The organism is Myxococcus virescens, assembly GCF_900101905.1.
Lineage (GTDB): Bacteria > Myxococcota > Myxococcia > Myxococcales > Myxococcaceae > Myxococcus > Myxococcus virescens.
Genome location: NZ_FNAJ01000016.1, coordinates 90381 through 111163, shown reverse-complemented (window position 1 = coordinate 111163; position 20783 = coordinate 90381). Strand labels below are relative to the sequence as shown.

General features: G+C 70.8%; 4 protein-coding genes. 3 read left to right on the top strand and 1 reads right to left on the bottom strand.

Annotated elements, in window-relative coordinates; genetic code table 11:
• Positions 1 to 238 precede the first annotated feature (238 nt).
• Positions 239 to 6703 carry a MupA/Atu3671 family FMN-dependent luciferase-like monooxygenase gene (locus BLU09_RS31385; RefSeq protein ID WP_090494075.1) on the top strand — a complete coding sequence of 2155 codons (6465 nt, stop codon included), beginning with the start codon at positions 239 to 241 and terminating at the stop codon, positions 6701 to 6703.
• A gap of 18 nt (positions 6704 to 6721) precedes the next feature.
• On the opposite strand, the gene BLU09_RS31380 is transcribed toward BLU09_RS31385, so the two are convergent.
• Positions 6722 to 7507 (bottom strand): phytanoyl-CoA dioxygenase family protein, encoded by a 786-nt coding sequence (locus BLU09_RS31380; protein ID WP_090494073.1) that lies wholly within the window; start codon positions 7505 to 7507, stop codon positions 6722 to 6724.
• A 665-nt stretch (positions 7508 to 8172) separates the two neighbouring features.
• On the opposite strand from BLU09_RS31380, the gene BLU09_RS31375 reads away from it, so the two are divergent.
• Together BLU09_RS31375 and BLU09_RS31370 are read left to right on the top strand one after the other, a co-directional pair.
• A complete protein-coding gene (locus BLU09_RS31375) occupies positions 8173 to 15186 on the top strand; it encodes a type I polyketide synthase (protein ID WP_090494071.1) in 7014 nt (2337 codons plus the stop codon).
• Positions 15183 to 20771, top strand: coding sequence for a type I polyketide synthase (locus BLU09_RS31370; RefSeq protein ID WP_090494069.1), 5589 nt, complete (start codon positions 15183 to 15185; stop codon positions 20769 to 20771). Before BLU09_RS31375 ends, BLU09_RS31370 begins: the two co-directional genes overlap by 4 nt.
• The last annotated feature ends 12 nt before the right edge of the window (positions 20772 to 20783 follow it).

Genomic DNA, 20783 nt, shown 5'->3' with positions numbered 1-20783 from the left:
TCGCTGTAATAATCGTTCTTATCGTTTATATGGACAAACAGGCAAGGGCGGTGGCACAAGCTGCGCTGTATCAAGGGGGCGGGCTCAAGCGAGGTACGAGCGTGCTTCCTCTTCCGGGCGAAGCGGCACGTTGTCTCGGGGGGCCTTGGCCGGAAGATGTTTGCCGGGGGGTTCTCCGTGCTCAGCCGGATGTCGTGGCCGTGTGTCAGCCCGGGCCGTGTCCAGCGCAGGAGAAGACATGACCGAGCACATCGAGCCGCGAGCTCACCGTTTCCCCACCCTGGTGGACGTGTTGTGTCAACGCGCCGAGTCTCAAGGCGACGCGCTGTTGTATCGCTTCCTGGAGACGGGAGACGTGGACGGCCCGGTGGAGGAGTGGACCTACCGGCGGCTGGATTCACGGGCGCGGTCGCTGGGGGCTCGGCTGCGTGCCCTGGGGGCGCAGGGGGAGCGGGCGCTGCTGCTCTACCCGCCGGGCCTGGAGTTCGTCGCGGGCTTCATGGGCTGTCTGTATGGCGGCGTCATCGCCGTGCCGTGTTACCCGCCGGACCCCACGCGGTTGGAGCGCACGTTGCCGCGCCTCCGCGCCATCGCCCGGGATTGTGGCGCGCGCTATGTGCTGACGACGAGCACCATCCAGGAGATGGCGGAGTTCCTCACGCCGCAGGCGCCCGAGCTGGGTGAGTTGCAGTGGATTGCCAGTGACGCGGTGCCGGAAGCCGAGGCCGCGGACTGGAAGCGCCCGGACCTGACGTCCGACTCGCTGGCCTTCTTGCAATACACGTCGGGTTCCACGGGCAACCCGAAGGGCGTCAAGGTCAGCCACGCCAACATCCTCCACAACGAGTCGTTGATTACGCGTGACTTCGGGTTGCAGGCGGAGCGCTCGGTGGGCGTGGGCTGGTTGCCCATGTTCCATGACATGGGGCTCATCGGAAAGGTGTTGCAGCCGCTCTACCTGGGCTTCCCGTGCATGCTGATGTCACCCATCGCGTTCCTTCAGCGGCCCTTGCGCTGGCTGGAGGCCGTCTCCCACTTCAAGGGGACGGTCAGTGGTGGACCCAACTTCGCTTTCGACCTGTGCGTGCGAAAGGCCCGCGCCGAAGACGTGGCCCGTCTGGATTTGAGCCACTGGGACCTGGCCTTCAACGGCGCGGAGCCCGTGCGGCGCGAGACGATGGAGCGCTTCGCGGAGACGTTCGCGCCCGCTGGCTTCCGGCGCGAGGCCTTCTATCCCTGCTACGGCCTGGCCGAGGCGACGCTCATCGTCAGCGGCGGCGTGAAGGGAACGCTGTGTGTGCAGGAGCGCTACGACACCGGCTCGCTGGAGCTGGGGCGCGCGAAGCCCGCGTCCGACGCGGCGGAGGGGCCCACGGCGCGCACGCTGGTGTCCTCGGGTCAGGGCGCGCCGGACCAGCGGCTGCTCATCGTGGACCCGGAGACGCGGGTGCCTCGGGCCTCGAACGAGGTGGGTGAGGTCTGGGTCGCTGGCCCCAGCGTGGCGGGTGGGTATTGGGATCGTCCGGAGGAGACGGCGCATGCGTTCGGCGCGCGGCTCGCCAATGGCGAGGGGCCCTTCCTCCGCACCGGGGACCTGGCCTTCCTGTCGCCGGAGGGCGAGCTCTTCATCACCGGCCGTCTCAAGGATCTGCTCATCGTCCGGGGCCGGAACCTGTATCCGCAGGACCTGGAGATGACCGCGGAGCGCGCGCACCGCGCGGTGCGTCCCGGCTGCAGCGCCGCCTTCTCCGTGGACGTGGAGGGGGAGGAGCGGCTGGTGGTGGTCTCCGAGGTCGACGTGCGCGAAGGCTTCGACGGCGCGGCGGTGGTGGGCGCCCTGCGCCGCGCGCTGGCCGATGAGCACCAGGTGCATGCGCACACGGTGGTGCTGCTCCAGGCCCGGAGCATCCCGAAGACGTCGAGCGGGAAGATTCAGCGCCGCGCCTGTCGTGATGGCTTCCTGGCGGGCTCGCTGGAGGTGGTGGAGGTGTCGGGCGAGGAGGCCGCTCCGGTGCCGGAGACCGAGCCTTCCATGCCGTCCGCGCCCCTGCGCGAGCGCCTGGCCCTGGCGTCCGAGGAGGTCCGTCCGGCGCTGCTGGTGGACTTCCTCCGCGGGGAGGCCGTGCGGGTGCTGCGCACGGCGCCCGCGTCCCTGGCGCCGGAGACGTCGCTGGCCAGCCTGGGGCTCGACTCGCTGATGGCGCTGGAGCTGCACGGCCGGCTGGAAGAGGAACTCGGTGTGTCGCTGCCCGTGGCCTTCCTCTGGCAGCACCCGACGCTGGGGGCCGCCGCCGCGCATCTGGTGGACGCGTGGAAGGGCACCGCCGCGCCCGCCGCGCCGCCGCTGAAGGCCGGCTCGCTGGAGGGCGAACTGCCGCTGTCTCCCGGTCAGCAGCGCCTGTGGTTCCTGGACCGGCTGGTGCCGGAGAGCGCGCTGTACAACGTCCACTTCCAGCTCCGGCTCTCCGGGGCGCTGGACGTGTCCGCGCTGGAGCGTGCGCTGCAAGGGCTCCTGTCGCGTCACGCGGTGCTGCGCGCGGCCTTCCCCGAAGTGGAGGGCCAGCCGCAACAGCTCCTGCCGTCCCTGCGTCCGCTGGACGTGGCCCGCGAGGACCTGCGGGCGCTGTCGCCCGCCGAGCGTGACGCACGGCTGAATCTGCTGGCCCGGGCCCAGGGCGAGGCGCCCTTCAATCTGTCGGAGGGGCTGCTGGTGCGTGCGGCGTTGGTGGCGCTGGAGGACCAGGAGCACGTGCTCCTGATGACCCAGCACCACATCGTCACCGATGGCTGGTCCATTGGCGTCCTGGCCCGGGAGCTGGCCGCGCTGTACCGCGCGGAGGTGGCTGGCGCCGCCGCGTCGCTGGGCGCGCCCGCCTTGCAGTACGTGGACTACGCGCGTTGGCAGCGCGGGCTGGGCGGCGCGCTGGACGGGCAGCGTGCCTACTGGGCGCGGAAGCTGGAGAACCTGCCGCGTCTGGAGTTGCCCACGGACTTCCCGCGTCCCCGGGAGCCGGGCTTCCGCGGCGCGCTCCACCGTTTCGCGCTGCCGGCCGAGCTGGTGGATTCGCTCAAGGCGGTGGGTCGGAGCGAGGGCTGTACCTTCTTCGTCACGCTGGCGGCGGCCTGGGCGGCGCTGCTGCACCGCTACAGCGGTCAGGACGACTTCGGCCTGGGCACCATCTTCGCGCAGCGGGACCGGGCCGAGCTGCGTGACGTGGTGGGGTTCTTCGCCAGCACGCTGGTGCTCCGCGCGGACGTGTCTGGCGCGCCCCGTTTCCGGGAGCTGCTGGGCCGCATGCGCCACACGTTCCACGAGGCCCTGGCCCACGCGGACCTGCCCTTCGAGGAAGTGGTGGGCGCGTCGCGCGCGGTCCGCGGCGGCGACAACCCGCTGTTCCAGGCGAACCTGGTGTTGGAGAGCCTGCCGCCGGTGGACCTGGACGTGCCGGGCATGCAGTGGCGCCCGGTGTTGCCCGTGCCGGACGGCGCGGTGGAGGGCACGGCGAAGTTCGACCTGCAGCTCGCCGTCGTGGAGACGCCAGGAGGGCTGGAGGGCGCGCTGGAGTACCGCTCGGACCTCTTCTCGGCGGAGACGATGGCGCGGCTCGCGGGCCACCTGGAGGCGTTGCTGAGGGGCATCGTCGCTGCTCCGGACGCGCGCGTGGAGGACCTTCCGCTGCTCGACGAGGCGGAGCGCCGTTCTCTGTTGGAGCGCTGGAACGACTTCACGGCGCCGCTCTCCCAGGACCCTTCGCACTGCATCCACGCGCAGTTCCGTGAGCAGGCCGCCCGCACGCCCGACGCGGTGGCGGTGGTCGCCGAGGACGGGACGCTCACCTACGCGGAGCTGGCGCGTCGTGCGTCCGCGCTGGCCTTGCACCTGAGAGGCCTGGGCGTGGGCCCCGAGGTGCGCGTGGGCCTGTGCGCCGAGCGCTCGGTGGAGATGGTGGCGGGGATGCTCGGCATCCTCGAGGCGGGCGGCGCCTACGTGCCCCTGGACCCGGACTATCCCCGGGAGCGGCTCACGTACATGCTGGAGGACTCGGGCGCGCGCGTGCTCGTCACGCAGTCCCATCTGGCGGGGACGCTGCCCGTGTCCGGCCTGCACACCGTGCTGCTGGATACGGCGGAGCCCTACGCGGCGGCGCCGGCGTCACCGCTGGCCCTGGGGACCACGCCCGACAACGCGGCGTATGTCATCTACACGTCGGGCTCCACGGGACGGCCCAAGGGCGTGGTGGTGCCGCACGGGGGCGTGGCCAACTTCTTCGCCGCCATGGACGTGCGCGTGGGCCACCCGCCCGCGGGCGCCTGGTTGGCCGTCACCAGCATCTCCTTCGACATCTCCGTCCTGGAGTTGCTGTGGACGCTCACCCGTGGCTTCAAGGTGGTGGTGCAAGGGGAGGGGGCCTCACTCAAGGCGCCCGCTCGCGCGGCGGGGGCCCGGAAGCGCCCCATGGACTTCAGCCTGTTCTACTTCGCGGATGACGCGGAGGTGTCGCGCGGAGAGAGCAGCTATCGGCTGTTGCTGGAGGGCGCGAAGTTCGCGGACACCCACGGCTTCGCGGCGGTGTGGACGCCGGAGCGCCACTTCCACGCCTTCGGCGGCCTGTACCCCAATCCCTCCGTGGTGGGCGCGGCTGTCGCCACCGTGACGAAGCGCGTGGCCATCCGCGCGGGCAGCGTGGTGCTGCCACTCCACCATCCCGTGCGCGTGGCGGAGGAGTGGTCCCTGGTGGACAACCTGTCCGGCGGGCGCGTGGGCATCTCCGTCGCTTCTGGCTGGCACGCCAATGACTTCGTCTTCGCGCCGGAGAAGTACGAGAAGCGCCGCGAGCTGATGATGGAAGGCATCGACACCGTGCGCCGGCTGTGGCGTGGGGAGACGGTGCGTTTCCCGGGCGGTGGCGGCGCGCAGGTGGATGTGAAGCTGCGCCCTCGTCCCGTGCAGGCGGAGCTGCCCGTGTGGCTCACCGCCGCGGGAAACCCGGAGACGTTCATCACCGCGGGCCGGCTGGGGTGCAACATCCTCACGCACCTGCTGGGGCAGACGTGGGAGGACCTGGAGAAGAAGCTGTCGCTCTACCGTCAGGCCTGGCGAGACGCGGGCCACGCGGGCGAGGGCCACGTCACCCTCATGCTGCACACCTTCATCGGCGAGGACATGGCGAAGGTGCGCGAGGTGGTGGAGCAGCCCTTCCGCAACTACCTCAAGAGCTCGGCCGACCTGATGCGGGGCCTGGGGAGCACGCTGGGCATCGACATGGATTCGGCCACGGAGGCGGACCTGGACCGGCTCGCCGGCCATGCCTTCGACCGCTACTTCGAGACGAGCGGCCTGTTCGGCACGCCGCGTTCGGTGCGTGAGCGCGTCGGGCAGCTCCAGGCCCTGGGCGTGGACGAGGTGGGCTGCCTCATCGACTTCGGCATTCCCGCCGACACGGTGCTGGCCAGCCTGCCGCTGCTGGACGAGGTGCGGCAGCGCTGCGTGCGGGACAGCCGCCGCGCGGGCACGGCGAAGACGATTCCCGAGCAGCTCCGCGAGCACGGCGTGACGCACCTGCAGTGCACGCCGTCCCTGGCGCGCGCGCTGCTGTCCGAGCCCGAGTCCGTCGAGGCGCTGGGCGGCCTGCAACGGCTGATGGTGGGCGGCGAGGCCCTTCCGGGCGCGTTGGCCGCGTCCCTGCGCAAGGCGCTGCCGGAGTCCGCCGAGCTGCTCAACATGTACGGCCCCACGGAGACGACCATCTGGTCCTCCACGGCGCGCGTGGCCCCGGAGGAGACGGCGGCCGTCGTCTCCATCGGCACGCCGTTGCTGCGCACGTGCCTGTACGTCCTCGACGCACGGCTGCAGCCGGCGCCGGTGGGCGTGGCGGGTGAGCTGTACATCGGCGGCGCGGGCGTGGTGCGTGGCTACCTGGGCCGGCCCGAGCTGACGGCGGAGCGCTTCATCCCGGATGCCTGGGCCCGTGAGCCCGGGGCCCGGCTGTACCGCACGGGGGACCGCGCACGGTGGCGGCCCGACGGCACCATGGAGTTCCTCGGCCGCGTGGACCACCAGCTCAAGGTGCGTGGCTTCCGCATCGAGGCAGGGGAAATCGAGGCGGCGCTCACCGCCCAGCCCTCGGTGCGCGAGGCGGTGGTGGTGGCGCGCGAGGACGTGCCCGGCGACGTGCGGCTCGTGGCCTACGTGGTGCCCGCGCAGGGCGCCACGGTGGAGGCGTCCGCGCTGCGCGACGCCCTGGCTCAGCGGTTGCCGGAGCACATGGTTCCGTCGCTCGTCATGGAGCTGCCGGCGCTCCCGCTGACGCCCAATGGCAAGGTGGACCGCAAGGCCCTGCCCGCGCCGAACGTGGTGCGCTCCGCGAAAGCGGCCTTCGTGGCGCCGCAGGGGCAGCTGGAGGAGCAGATTGCCCAGGTGTGGCGCAGCGTCCTCCGTGTGGAGCAGGTGGGCGTGCACGACAACTTCTTCGACCTGGGCGGCCACTCGCTCCTGATGGTGCAGGTGCACACCCAGCTCAAGTCGGTGCTGGGACAGGACCTGCCCCTGCTGAAGCTGCTGGAGCACCCCACCATCAGCACCCTGGCGCGTTTCGCGCGGCAGGGGCCCGCGACGGCGCAGTCCCAGGTGGAAGCCGCGCAGGACCGGGCCAGGCGGCAGCTGGAGAGCCTCAAGCGCCAGCGCCAGCGCGCCAGGAAGTAGCGACGCGGGGCGCGCGGGCTACGCGCCCGCTTCGTTCAGCGCCTGCCGGATGGCGCGTGCCACCGGCGAGGCGTCTTCCTCCGGGCCCTGAACCGCGAAGGGGGCGCGGGGCAGGAGCGGCGGCTGGGCCATGAAGCGCGGCCGGGTTCCCTGGTGCGGCTGGGCGGCATGGACCAGGAAGGGGTGGCACAGGTACACGGTGCCGGCCTCTCCCGTGGCGAGCGCGAGCGGCCGGTGGGCCGACACGTCCAACTTCCCGGCGAGCTCCATGAACGTCAACCCCGCGTCTCCCGCAGGGGCCAACACGCGGGCGACGTCCCGGTGGGAGCCCACGCGGATGCGGGTGGGGGCGTCGTCCTCGCCCACGTCGGAGCAGAGGAAGAGCATCAGCAGGGCGCGGCCTTTCGACGCCACATTCACCCGCCAGGAGAAAAATGAACTCGGGTCATCACCTGGGAAGCTGGCATCGACATGCCAGCCGTCGTCTCCAGGCGCGTCCGGGCTGGGAAAGCGCACGGGGAAGGTGCCCAGGCTGCCGCGAGGGAGCCAGCGTCCGGGGCCCACCAACTGGTCGAACGCGTCTCGCAGCCGGGGCGTGTTCGCCGCCAGCCGGAAGGGCTCCTGCGCATAGTCCCCGAGCCGGATGACCGGCTGCTTCCAGGTGGCCGGATTGTCCGGGGCACACCCCGTGTCGCGCCAGAGCAGCTCGCGGCACGTGTCCGCCAGCTCGCGGGGAAACGCCTGGTCCAGCCGGACGAATCCACGCTCGATGAACTGCTCCACGTCGCTTGGGGAAAGTTCCATTCGGTGTGCCTCCTCGTGGTCCGGGGCCCGTCGCCCGCAGCGCGGTACTGTATTGATTTATCATAAGAATTCATACGCCCGGCGATTGCTTCGCGGCATGGAGCTCGGGCTGCCCATCAGGTGGAGCCGGCTGGCGTGTGCAGGACACATCCAGGCCATTGCGTTTGCTGGTGGAATCCCCTGGGCATCGGCCCTGGGGGACGCTGGGCGACTGATAGGCTTTATGTATATGGGTTCTGCGATTTCCCCGAAATGGAGGCGGCGCGCGCTCTGAGTGGCGGGTGTGTCACGTCTGGGGGTGTTTTGTTCGCAATTAGTTCTACTGGGGTCACCCATGTGTTTGCTTCGGGGTTTGTTGATTCTCAAGTCAGGCATGCATCATTCGAAGTCTTGGTGATTGAGAGACATGGGTTGCTCCGTTTGGAGTGTCCGGTTCTCGTGAAAGTGCACGAAACGGCTTCGTGCTGACGGGCTTGCGCCGCCGTTAGGGATTTGGCATTGATCCGTCCTTCCTTGTATCGGGTCTATCGAGGGGGAGGCGGACTGCGTCCGTCGTGATCTCGTTCGCCGAGGAAAAGCCCGGCTTTCGAGCGTGCCAGTTAGAGGTCCGAGTGTCGCCACAAAATGGGTTGTCGAAGGCGGGTTTGGCCGAGGTGCGGGCTCGTTTGACCGCGGTCCTTGCTCAGCGATTGGGAGTCGGGGCTCACACGCTGGATGTCCGGGAGCGCTTCAGTCTGTATGGACTTGATTCGCTGAAGGCGACCGGCTTCATCGCGGAGGTGGGGGCGATGCTGGGGCGTTCCTTGTCGCCCACGCTCGCCTGGGAATATCCCACGTTGGATGGGTTGGCCCGCTACCTCGCGGGTGAGCAGGATGGCGCGTCGTCGCATTCCCTGGCACGTATCGCCCGGGCCCATGAGCCCATTGCCATTATTGGATTGGCCTGTCGTTATCCCCAGGCGGCGGATCCAGAGGCCTTCTGGCGCCTGCTCGTGGGCGGGACGGATGCCATTACGGAAGTGCCGCCGGACCGGTGGGACGTCAACCGCCTTTATGACCGAGACCCCGCGGCGCCCGGCAAGGTGGTTTCCCGCTGGGGCGGCTATCTGGATCGCGTGGATGGCTTTGACCCGCTCTTCTTCGGCATCTCACCGAAGGAGGCGCTCCACATGGACCCGCAGCAGCGGCTCATGCTGGAGCTGAGCTGGGAGGCGCTGGAGGACGCGGGCATCGCCGCGGACCGGCTGCAGGGCTCACCCACGGCGGTCTGCTTCGGCGCCGCGTGGATGGACTACGAGATGACGCTGCAGCGCTTCGGCATGAAGCGCATTTCTTCCTACACGTCCACGGGCTATCACCACAGCGTCCTGGCCAACCGGGTCTCCTACGTCCTGGGGCTGCGGGGGCCGAGCTTCTCCATCGACTCGGCCTGCTCGTCCTCGCTCACGGCGGTGCACCTGGCTTGTGAGAGCCTGCGCAGGGGCGAGTCGACGCTGGCCCTGGTAGGCGGTGTGAACCTCACCATCGCCCCCGAGAGCACGGTGTCCCTGTCCAAGCTGGGGGCGCTCTCTCCAGACGGGCGCTGCTACACGTTCGATGCCCGCGCCAACGGCTTCGTGCGCGGCGAGGGAGCGGGGGTGGCGGTGCTCAAGCCGCTCTCCCTGGCGCTCGCGGACGGCGACGCCATCTACTGCGTCATCCGCGGCAGTGCCATCAACAACAATGGTGGCAGCAACGGCCTCACCGCGCCCAACCCGAAGGCGCAGGCGGAGGTCATCCGCCAGGCTTGCGCCAGCGCGGGTGTCGAGCCGGCGGAGGTGCAGTACGTCGAGGCGCATGGCACCGGCACGCAGTTGGGAGACCCGCTGGAGGCACAGGCCCTGGGCGAGGTGCTCGGCGCGGGACGGCCCGAGGGCAAGCCCCTGCTCATCGGCTCCTGCAAGACGAACATCGGGCACCTGGAGGCCGCGGCGGGCATCACCGGGCTCATCAAGACCGCGCTGTGCATCAAGCACCGCGCGCTTCCCGCCAGCCTCCACTACGAGAAGCCCAACCCGCTCATCCCCTTCGAGGCGCTGGGCCTGGCGGTCCACCACACCCTGGGAGATTGGCCGGAGCCCGACCGGAAGCTCATCGCGGGCGTCAGTTCCTTCGGCTTCGGGGGCGCGAACTGCCACGTCGTGATGGAAGAGGCGAGTCTCCCCGAGGCTCGGCTCCTCCACCTGTCGGGTGAGACGATGGAGGCGCTGCGGGGCGCCGCGCAGGGGCTGCTCGACCGCGTGACGGCTCGGGAGCACCTGCCGCTGGCCGAGCTGCTCCGCGCGGCCGAAGCGGACGCGGGCACGCATGCGCACCGCCTGACGGTGACGGTCCGGACCCGGAAGGACCTTCGTGCGGGCCTGGAGAACTTCCTGGCGGGTGTGCCGCGCCCGAGCGTGTCCGTGGGGACGGTGGCGGGGGACGCGGTCCGCAAGCCGGTATTCGTCTATTCGGGACATGGCTGCCAGTGGCCCCGCATGGGCCTGCCGTTGCTGGACACCGAGCCTGTGTTCCGGGCGACGCTGCTGCGCTGCGATGCGCTCATCCGGGAGTACGAAGGTTGGTCGCTGCTGGAAGTGCTGGCCGCTGACGACGCGGCGGCGCGGCTGAGCCGGCTCGACATCGGGCTGCCCGCGATTGTGTCGGTGGAAATGGCCCTGACGGACCTCTGGCGCTCGTGGGGCATCGAGCCCGGCGCCGTGGTGGGGCACAGCATCGGCGAGGTGTCGGCGGCGTATGCGGCGGGAGTCCTGGACATCGAGGACACCCTCCGCGTCGTCTGCGCCGAGAGCCGGCTGATGCACACGCAGGCGGGCAAGGGCAGCCTGGCGGTCGTGGGCGTCTCGTGGGCGGAGGCCGCCGAACTGCTCGTGGGCTATGAGGGGCGGTTGTTCCGTGCCATCGACTCGGGCGCGGGTTCGACGGTGTTGTCGGGGGATGTGGACGCACTGGCCGAGGTGCTCGCGTCGCTGCAACAGCGCGGAGTCTTCTGCCGGCAGGTGGACATCGACGTTCCGGTGCACAGCCCCCGCATGGACGTGCTGGCGGACGCGTTGACCGAGGAGCTTCGGGACATCCGGCCCCGCCCGGCGCGCGTTCCCCTGATTTCGTCCATCACCGGCGCGGAGATTGACGGCGCGAGCGCGGACGCCTCCCACTGGGTGCGGAACATCGCGTGGCCCACGCTCTTCACCGGCGCGCTCTCCCACACCATCCAGGAGGGCTACGACACGTTCCTGGAGGTCAGTCCGCATGCGATTCTGCGGCACCCCATCGACGCGACGCTGAAGCACCTGGGGCGGCAGGGCCGCGTGGTGCCCTCCCTGCGGCGGCAGGAGGATGAGCGCGCCACGCTGTTCGATTCGTTGGGCGTGCTCTACGCGGCGGGACAGCCGGTCCGGTGGGACGCACTCGCCGCGCGTGGGGTGGACGATGATGGGGAGGCGGTGCACCTGCTGCCCCTGTCGGCGCGGAGCCCGGAGGCGCTCAAGGCGCTGGCCGCGACCTGGCGCGACTTCCTGGCTGGGGAGCCGGGCGCGCCGCTCGATGATGTCACCTATACCGCGAGCGTGCGCCGCGGCCACTTGTCCCACCGCTTGTCGGTGGTGGGCGGCTCGCGACGGGAGCTGGCGGAGGCGCTGGACGCCGTCACGCGGGGGGAGCTCCCGCCGGGTGTGAGCGAGGGACGGGTGAGTCCCGAGGGACGGGCCAAGGTGGCCTTCGTCTTCCCGGGACAGGGCTCCCAGTGGTTGGGCATGGGGCGTCAGCTCCTGCGTGAGGAGCCGGTGTTCCGGTCCGCCATCGAGGCGTGCGAGCAGGCCATGCGGCCGCACGTGGACTGGTCGCTCACGGCGGAGCTGCTGGCGGACGAGCCGCACTCGCGCCTGCAGGACATCGACGTGGTGCAGCCGGTGCTCTTCGCCATGCAGGTGGCGTTGGCGGCACTGTGGCGCTCCTGGGGCATCGCGCCGGACGCGGTGGTGGGGCACAGCATGGGCGAGGTGGCCGCGGCGCACGTCGCGGGCGCGCTCTCCCTGGAGGACGCGGCGCGCATCATCTGCCTGCGCAGCCAGCTCCTGCGCCGCAAGAGCGGGCAGGGGGCCATGGCGGTGGTGGAGCTGGGGCTGGCGCAGGCCCGCGAGGCGCTGGCCGGCTACGAGACACGGCTCTCCGTCGCGGTCAGCAACAGCGCGCGCTCCACGGTGCTCTCGGGTGACACCGACGCATTGGAGTCGCTGCTGCCGAAGCTCGAAAGCCAGGGTGTCTTCTGCCGCCGGGTGAAGGTCAACGTCGCCTCTCACAGTCCGCAGATGGACTCGCTGAAGGACGACCTCCTTCGGGTGCTCGACGGTGTCGTGCCCCAGGGGGCGCCCGTGCCCATCTACTCCACGGTGACGGGCCAGACGAGCGACGGCGCGGACTTCCACCCGGCCTACTGGGTCAGCAACCTGCGCGAGCCGGTGCTGTTCCACGGCGCTGTCGAGCAACTCCTGGCGGATGGCTTCACGGTGCTGGTCGAGGTGAGCCCACACCCGGTGTTGCTCGCGCCCATCGAGGAGACGCTGCGCGAGTCGAAACAGGGCGCCATCGCGCTCGCGTCCGCGCGGCGACAGATGCCCGAGCGCCGATGCCTGCTGGAGTCCCTGGCGGCGCTGTACGCCTGGGGTTGCGCGGTGGACTGGAAGGCGCTGCACCCGGTGAAGGGCCGTGTCGTCGCGCTCCCACGATACCCGTGGCAGCGGGAGCGCTTCTGGCTCCCGGACGAGGCGGAGGTGGATGCGCAGCCGGAGGGCGTGGCCCTCGCGGACCGGAAGGGACATCCCCTCATCGGTGGTTCGCTCTCTTCGTCCGTCCAGCCCGGGACTCACTTCTGGGAGCGGACCGTGAGCACGGCGGCGTTCCCGTATCTAGCCGACCACTGCGTGTGGGGGGACGTGGTCTTCCCTGGCGCCGGTTACGTGGAGATGGCGCTGAGCGCCGGCGCGGAGGTGCTGGGCGAGACGGGGCTCGTGCTGGAGGACGTCTCCTTCAGTGAGATGCTCGCGCTGGAGCCGGGCCAGTCGAGGCGCGTGCAGGTGGTGCTGTCCGAGGAGGAGCCGGGCCGCGCCACCTTCCAGATTGCGAGCCGCGCGGAGGGTGAGACGTCCTGGCGCAAGCACGCGGCGGGGACGGTGCGGCGGGAGGCACGTGCGGGCGCGGCTGTTGAATCACCCGAGGCGCTCCGGGCGCGCGTCCCGGTGGCGGTCTCCGCTGAAGCGCACTACCACCGCCGGCAGGCGCAAGGCCTCATGTATGGCCCGACGTTCCAGGGGCTGCGGGGCATCTGGCGCAGTGAGCAGGAGGCGCTGGGCCGCCTGGAGGTCTCCGACACGGTGGCCTTGGAGGCGGGGGCGTACCGGCTCCACCCCGCGCTGCTGGATGCGGGACTCCAGGTGGCGGTGGAGCTCCTTGCCCCGCTGACCGCGACGTCCGCTCCAGCGACGCATGTGCCGGTGGGAATCGGGCAGATTCGTTTCTTCCAGCGTCCCGGGCGCGCGGCCTGGGCGCGAGTGAAGGTCCGTGGGGATGGGGCCGCGAGCGAGCGCGAGCGCACCTTCGACTTCTGGTTGCTGGATGAGCAGGGACAGGTGTTGCTGGAGCTCGAAGCGCTGCGCCTGTACCGCCTGGATGCGGGCGTCTCCGCCCGCAAGGAGCTGGGCGCGTGGCTCTACCAGGTGGACTGGGAGGAGCGTCCGCTGCCGGCGGAGCTGGCGTGGCCCGAGCGCACGCCGGGAAGCTGGTTGATTCTCCAGGACGGCGGCGGGGTGGGGCAGCAGCTGTCCGCGCAGCTCCGGACGCGAGGCGAGACGTGCGTGCTCGTCGCGCCCGGTGAGGCGTACCGGCTGACCGGGCCGCGCAGTGCCGAGGTGGACCCCCGGAATCCGGAGCACTGGCGCCGGTTGCTCACGGACCTGCTGGGCGCGGGCGTTCCGCCTTGCCGCGGCGTGGTGCACCTGTGGAGCCTGGACCTGGCCTCGACGGAGGCGCTGACGCCGCAGGCGCTGGAGGACTCGCGGCGGCTGGGGACCACCAGCGTGCTGCACCTGGTGCAGGCGCTTTCGGGGGCGGGCTGGCGGGATGCGCCCCGGCTCTGGCTGGCCACGCGTGGGGCACGCTCCGCGGGCAAGGCGGCAGAACGTGTCGCGGTGGCGCAGGCTCCGCTCCTGGGGTTGGGGCAGGTGCTGGCGGTGGAGCAACCGGAGCTGCGCTGCACCCGTGTGGACCTGGAAGGCGGCGCGGACGTCGCGGCGGATGCGCTGCTGCGGGAGCTGTCATCGACCTCGTTCGAGGACCAGACCGCGTGGCGGGGTGGTACGCGACGGGTGGCCCGGCTGGCTCGGGCGGCGGATGCGCTGTCCGCTCATGAACCGGCGACGCTGTTGCGCGAGGATGGCACCTACCTCATCACGGGGGGCCTCGGTGGCCTGGGGCTGGAACTCGCGCGCTGGCTCGTTTCCCAGGGCGCACGTCACCTGCTGCTGATGGGCCGCCGCGCTCCCTCCGCGGAGGCGGAGCAGGCGTTGGCGGCGCTTCGTGAGGCCGGCGCTCGGGTGGAGTCCTTCCAGGGCGACGTCGCCCGGCTGGAGGACGTGACGCGCGCGTTGGCTCGGGTGGAGGACGCGATGCCCCCGCTGCGTGGCGTGTTCCATGCCGCGGGGCTCCTCGACGACGGACTGTTGCTCAACCTCACCGAGGCGCGCTTCGCCTCGGTGTCGGCACCGAAGGTCCTGGGAAGTTGGAACCTGCACGCGCAGACGCGACACCTGCCGCTGGAGCACTTCGTGCTGTTCTCCAGCGTGGCTGCTTCGCTGGGCACGCCGGGACAGTCGAACTACGCGTCGGCGAATGCCTTCATGGACGCGCTGGCCCAGGCCCGCCGGGCGGAGGGGTTGCCCGCGCTGAGCATCAACTGGGGCACCTGGACGCAGGTGGGCCTCGCGGCGGCGCAGTCCATCCGCGGTGAGCGCCTGGAGGCACGTGGCCTGGGAGGCATGGCGCCGGACAAGGCGCTGGCGGTGCTCGGCATGCTGCTGGGACAGGAGCGGCCACAGCTCAGCGTCATGGCCTTCGAGCCGCGCCAGTGGCTGGGCTTCTATCTGGCCGCGGCGCAGTCTCCATACTTCACGAAGCTGGCGCAGGAGCCGTCCACCCGGCCCGCTGTGAGCGCGGGCAAGAGCCGGATTCGAGAGCAGCTCGAAGCGGCCCGTGCGTCCGAGCGCCGCGGCCTGCTGGATACGCACCTGCGCGAGCTGATCGGCGGGGTGCTGCGGATGGCGCCCGCGCGCATCGAACCACGGACACCGTTGGTGACCTTCGGGCTCGACTCGCTGATGAGCATGGAGATTCGCAACCGCCTGGAGGCGGCGCTTGGGCTGAAGCTCAGCGCGACGGTGGTGTGGACCTATCCGACGGTGGCCGCGCTGGCGCCGTTCCTGGCGGAGAAGCTGGCGCTCCCGCTGGAGGACTCCCGCCCCGAGCCCGCGCTGGAGGTGGCACCGGCGAAGGCCCCCCATGCGGATGTGACGGCCAGCGAGATTGACGACCTGTCGGAAGAAGAAGTCGAGCGGCTGTTCGCTCAGAGGATGGCGCAAGGCTCATGACGACGTTCGCGGAGAAGATTGCGCAGTACTCCCCCAAGCGGCTCGCGCTGCTGGCGATGGACCTCAAGTCGCGGCTCGACGCGGTGGAGGGCAGCCGGTCGGAGCCCGTGGCCATCATCGGCATGGGCTGCCGCTTCCCGGGCGGAGGGAACGACCCGGCGTCGTACTGGAACCTCCTGTGCAACGGGGTGGATGCCGTCACCGAGGTGCCATCCTCGCGGTGGACCCGTGAGGACATGGCGCGGATGGACCCCGAGGCCCAGGAGAAGCTGGGCGCGAAGTGGGGCGCCTTCATCGACGCGGTGGACCAGTTCGACGCGGACTTCTTCGGCATCTCTCCGCACGAAGCGCACCGGATGGACCCGCAGCAGCGCATCCTCCTGGAAGTGGCGTGGGAGGCGCTGGAGAACGCGGGTCAGGACATGTCTCGGCTGGCGGGGAGCCGCACGGGCGTGTTCGTGGGCGTGTACAGCGATGACTACGCGCTGTTGCAGATGGGGAATCCGGCGGCGCGTGACTCCAGCAGCGTGACGGGCGCCATCAACTGCGTGGTGCCGGGACGGCTGTCGTACCTCCTGGACTTCCAGGGGCCCAGCCTGTCCGTGGACACCGCGTGTTCGTCATCCCTGGTGGCGCTGCATCTGGCCGCGCAGAGCCTCCGGCAGCAAGAGTGCACCATGGCGCTGGCGTGCGGCGTCAACCTCATCCTGTCGCCGCTGTCGTCCAGCCGCGTGTCCCGTGCCCAGGCGCTCGCGCCGGATGGACGTTGCAAGACCTTCGATGCCCGCGCCAACGGCTTCGTGCGGGGCGAGGGCTGCGGCGTAGTCGTCCTCAAGCGGCTGTCGGATGCGCTGGCGGCGGGGGACACCGTCCTCGCGCTCATCCGGGGCTCCGCCGTCAACCAGGACGGCAAGTCGGCGGGGTTGACGGCGCCCAACGTGCTCGCGCAGAAGGCGCTCATCCGTCAGGCGCTCCAGAGCGCGAACCTGGAGCCCGCCGACATCGACTGCGTCGAGGCCCATGGCACCGGGACGTCGCTGGGTGACCCCATCGAGCTGGAGGCGCTCCACGAAGTGTACGCCCAGGGGCGCACCGGGGAGCAGTCGCTGGTGGTGGGCGCGGCGAAGACGAACATCGGCCACCTGGAGTCGGCCGCCGGCATCGCCGGCATCATCAAGTTGGTCTTGTCGATGCAACACGGGGCTGTCCCGCCGCTCGCGCACTTCCAGCGGCTCAACCCGCGCATCGACTTCGGCGGTGAGGCCCTCACCGTCCCCACGAAGCTGCACCCCTGGCCCGCGCGGGAGACGCGCAAGCGCCGAGGCGCGGTCAGCTCGTTTGGCATCAGCGGCACGAATGCCCATGTGATTCTCGAAGAGGCCCCCGTGGCCGCGGCGGCGCCCGCCGCGCCTTCTCGCGGGGCGTACCTGCTGCCGCTGTCCGCGCGCTCACCCTCCGCGCTTCAGGCATTGGCCCGGAAGTACGCGGACGTCCTCACGGCGTCCCCGGAGATATCGCTCCGGGATGTCTGCTTCACCGCGGCGCTGCGGCGGACCCATCACGAGTACCGGATGGCGGTCGCGGGGGACTCGGCGGAGGCGGTGGCGCGGCAGCTTCGGGAGTTCGCCTTGGAGGGCCCCGCTCCGGCGGCGACGGACACGGACAACCGGCGCAAGGCGGTCTTCGTGTTCCCGGGGCAGGGCTCGCAGTGGGCCGGCATGGGGCGGCAGCTCCTCGAGCAGGAGCCTGTCTTCCGTGAGGCCGTGGAGCGCATCGACGCGGCCATGCGGCCCCACGTCACGTGGCGTCTGAACGACGTGCTGCGCGCACCCGCCGAGGACTCCCGGCTCCAGGACATCGACGTCGTGCAGCCGGTGTTGTTCGCCATGGCGGTGGCGCTGTCCGCGCTCTGGCGCTCCTGGGGCGTCGAGCCGGACGCGGTGGTGGGGCACAGCATGGGCGAGGTGGCCGCGGCGCACGTCGCGGGCGCGCTCTCCCTGGAGGACGCGGCGCGCGTCATCTGCCTGCGCAGCCAGCTCCTGCGCCGCATCAGCGGCCAGGGGGCCATGCTCGCGACGGAGCTGACCCTGGAGGACGCGCGCAAGACGCTGGCGGGCCGCGAGGACCGCGTGGCCATCGCGGTCAGCAACAGTCCGACCTCCACGGTGCTGTCGGGGGAGAATGCCGCGCTCGAAGCGATTCGCGCCGAGCTGGAGTCGCGCAACGTCTTCTGCCGCTGGGTGAAGGTCGACGTGGCCTCGCACAGTCCGCAGGTGGACCCGTTGCGTGACGAGCTGCTCTCGGTGCTCTCGGCGGTGCGGCCCGGACGCTCCAGCGTGCCCATTCACTCCACGGTGACCGGCGCCTCTTGTGACGGCTCCGGCTTCGATGCCGCCTACTGGGTCCGCAACCTGCGCGACCCGGTGCTCTTCTCCTCATCGGTGCTGCAACTCGCCGAGGCTGGGCACTCCGTTTTCCTGGAGATGAGCCCGCACCCGATTCTGCTGCCCGCCGTGGAGCGATGCCTGCAGCACGCGGGCCGCGAGGGCGTGACGCTTCCGTCCCTGCGCCGCGAGGAGGCAGAGCGCACCGTGCTGCTGGAGTCCGTGGGCGCGCTGTACCGCGCGGGATTCCCCGTGCAGTGGAAGCGCTTCTTCCCGGAGGGTGGGGCGCCGCTCCCGCTGCCCACCTATCCCTGGCAACACAAGCGGTACTGGCTGGACGCAGTGGCCACGCCCGTGGCGGCGATGGTCGAGCCGGTGACGTCCCTCAAGGGCCGGCCGGTGAGCGTGGCTCACGGCGTCGATGGCCAGGTCTTCGAGCTGGAGCTGGGGAGCAACTCGCTGCCGTGGCTTGGTGCGCACCGGTTGGGTGGCGTCGCGGTCGTTCCTGCCTCGGCGTTGGTGGAGCTCGGGCTGAGCGCCGCCGCCGATGCGTTGGGCGCCGGGGGACGGGTGCTGTCCGGCGTCGAGTTCGAGCGGGCGCTGGTGCTGCCGGAGACCCAACGGCGGCTCGTGCAGGTCCACCTCTCTTCCGAGGCAGGAGGCAAGCACGAGTTCCACATCCACAGCCGCGCGGTGGGCGGGGCCTCGTCCGAGGCGAGCTGGGTACGCCATTGCCGGGGCCATGTCCAGGCGCTCAGTGCATCGATGGGCGCGTTGGCGTCCATCGACGCGGTCCGTGCGCGCTGTGTGGAGCATGTCCCGGGCGCGGCGGTCTACGGCGAGCTGGAGCGCTGCAACGTCCAATACGACGAGCCGCTGCGGACACTGGGCGAGGCGTGGCGGCGTCCGGGGGAGGCGCTGGGCCGGGTGGTGCTGGGCGCGGAGCGACTTCAGGAGGCGCCCCAGTATCAGGTTCATCCCGCGTTGCTGGACGCCGCGCTCCAGACGCTGGCGCTCGCGCTGGCGGCCGAACCGGGGCAGGCGGCGCTCTTCATGCCCCTGGGGCTCGAATCCTTCGAGTGCGTCCCTGGCAGCGCGGACGTCCACTGGGCGCACGTATCCATTTCGCCTGCGTCTCGTCCTGAGGAGCGGCTGGGCACACTGTCCCTGCTGGACGCGGAGGGGCGCCCGGTCGCGGTGGCGCGCGGTGTCCGGTTGCGGCACGTGGCGGTGGAGCGGCTGCTCGAGGTGTTGGGAGAGGTCCGCGCGCAGGACTGGTTCCACGACGTGTCGTGGGAGCCGCGGCCGACGGGGACACCCCAGCCGGCTCCCGCAGATTGGCTTGTGTTCGCGGACCGGGGTGGTTGGGGCGCGGCATTCGCCGAGGAGCTGCGGCGCCAGGGCACCCCTTTTGTCACGGTGACCGCGGGGGACGCCTTCCAGCGCCTGGGGACGCGGAGCTTCGAGGTGGACCCGCAGCGGCCGGAGGACATGGCGCGCTTGCTGCGAGAGCTTCCAGCGCCCGCTGCTGGGCACGAAGGCCGGGCGCTCTTTCTGTGGGGCCTCGACGAAACGTTGGATGGGCAGACGGCAGTGCCCGCGTCCACAGTGGCGGCGCTGCACCTGGTGAAGGCCCTCATGGAGGCGCCAGGGCGTGCTCGGCTCTGGGTGGTGACGCGGGGCGCGCAGGTCACGGGCGTGGGGACCGAACGTGTGTCGCTGGCCCAGTCACCCCTGTGGGGCATGGGCCGGAGCATCTCGCTGGAACAGCCGGGCGTTTGGGGTGGCCTCATCGACCTGCCGCCGGCTCGGTCGCCGGATGAAGTCACCTCGGTGCTGCGGGAAGTCTCCGCGTTCGGAACGGATGGTGAGGACCAGCTCGCCTTCCGCGATGGGCGCTCGCTGGTCCCCCGGCTCACACGGGGAAGAACAGGGACGGTCGAGGAGGCACTGCGCCTGCGCTCGGATGGGACGTACCTCGTCTCAGGCGGCCTGGGCGGGCTGGGGCTGAAGGTGGCGCGGTGGCTGGTGGAGCGGGGCGCGCGGCACCTGGTGCTGCTGGGCCGCAGTGGGGTCTCCGGTGCGGACGATGCCGCGTCGGTGCGGCGCCGCGAGGCGCTCGAGTCGATCCGAGCGCTCGGGGCGACTGTCACGCCCATGGCCGTGGACGTGGCGGACCGAGAGCGAATGGCGGCGCTCTTGCGCGACATGGCGGCGACGCTGCCTCCGTTGCGCGGCGTGGTTCATGCCGCTGCGCTCATCACGGAGTGCCGGCTGGAGGACCTGGATGTCGTCGCCACGACGGCGATGATGCGTCCGAAGGTGCTCGGGAGCTGGGTGTTGCATGAGCTGACGCGCGGCCTCTCGCTCGACTTCTTCGTGATGTTCTCGTCGACGTCCACGCTGTGGGGCGCCTCCGGCTTGGCGCACTACGCCGCGGGCAACCAGTTCCTGGAAGCGCTGGCGCATCACCGTCGGGCCGACGGGCTGCCCGCGACCACCATTCACTGGGGGACGTGGGACGAGATTGGCGGAGAGCGCGCCGACAACGCGCGGGGCTATGCCCGCTTCGGGCTGAACCCCATGGCCTCGGAGCGCGCGCTCGATGCGATGGGACAGGTGCTGCGGTCGGGCGCGAGCCACAAGACGGTCGCCTCCGTGGACTGGTCCGTGCTCAAGCCCATCTGGGAGGCGCGGCGTCGCCGGCCCTTCCTGCTGAACATGGGCGCGGCGTCGCCAGCCACGAACGGTGGTGCCACCTCGCGGGCACGTTTGCTCTCGGAGTTGAAGGCGCTCCCTGCTGAGCGCCGGTTCGACACGCTCGTGCAGCGCATCCAGGGCGAGGTGGGGCGCATTCTCGGCTTCGCGCCCACCGACTTGCCTCCCGTGGACCGCGGCTTCTTCCAGATGGGGATGACGTCCCAGATGTCCGTGGAGCTGCGCAACGTGTTGCAGCGCGGCCTCGAGAAGGAGCTGCCCGCGAGCCTCGCGTTCGACCACCCCACCGTCGTGGCGCTGGCGAAGCGTCTGGCGGGGAGCGTCACCGCGGTGGACATCCCGTTGCCCACGGTGGCGGCGGCTCCGGTGCAGAAGTCAGCCCCGGTGGCTTCGGACCTCGGCGACCTGTCGGAGCGGCTGGCGCAAGTCACGGAGCTGTCGGACGACGAAGTCGAGCGGTTGATTGCCCAGAAGCTGAGCTGAATCGGACGACTG

Coding starts and splice junctions, on each gene's coding strand:
- BLU09_RS31385 (WP_090494075.1), top strand. CDS start 239: ATGACCGAGCACATCGAGCCGCGAGCTCACCGTTTCCCCACCCTGGTG.
- BLU09_RS31380 (WP_090494073.1), bottom strand. CDS start 7,507: ATGGAACTTTCCCCAAGCGACGTGGAGCAGTTCATCGAGCGTGGATTC.
- BLU09_RS31370 (WP_090494069.1), top strand. CDS start 15,183: ATGACGACGTTCGCGGAGAAGATTGCGCAGTACTCCCCCAAGCGGCTC.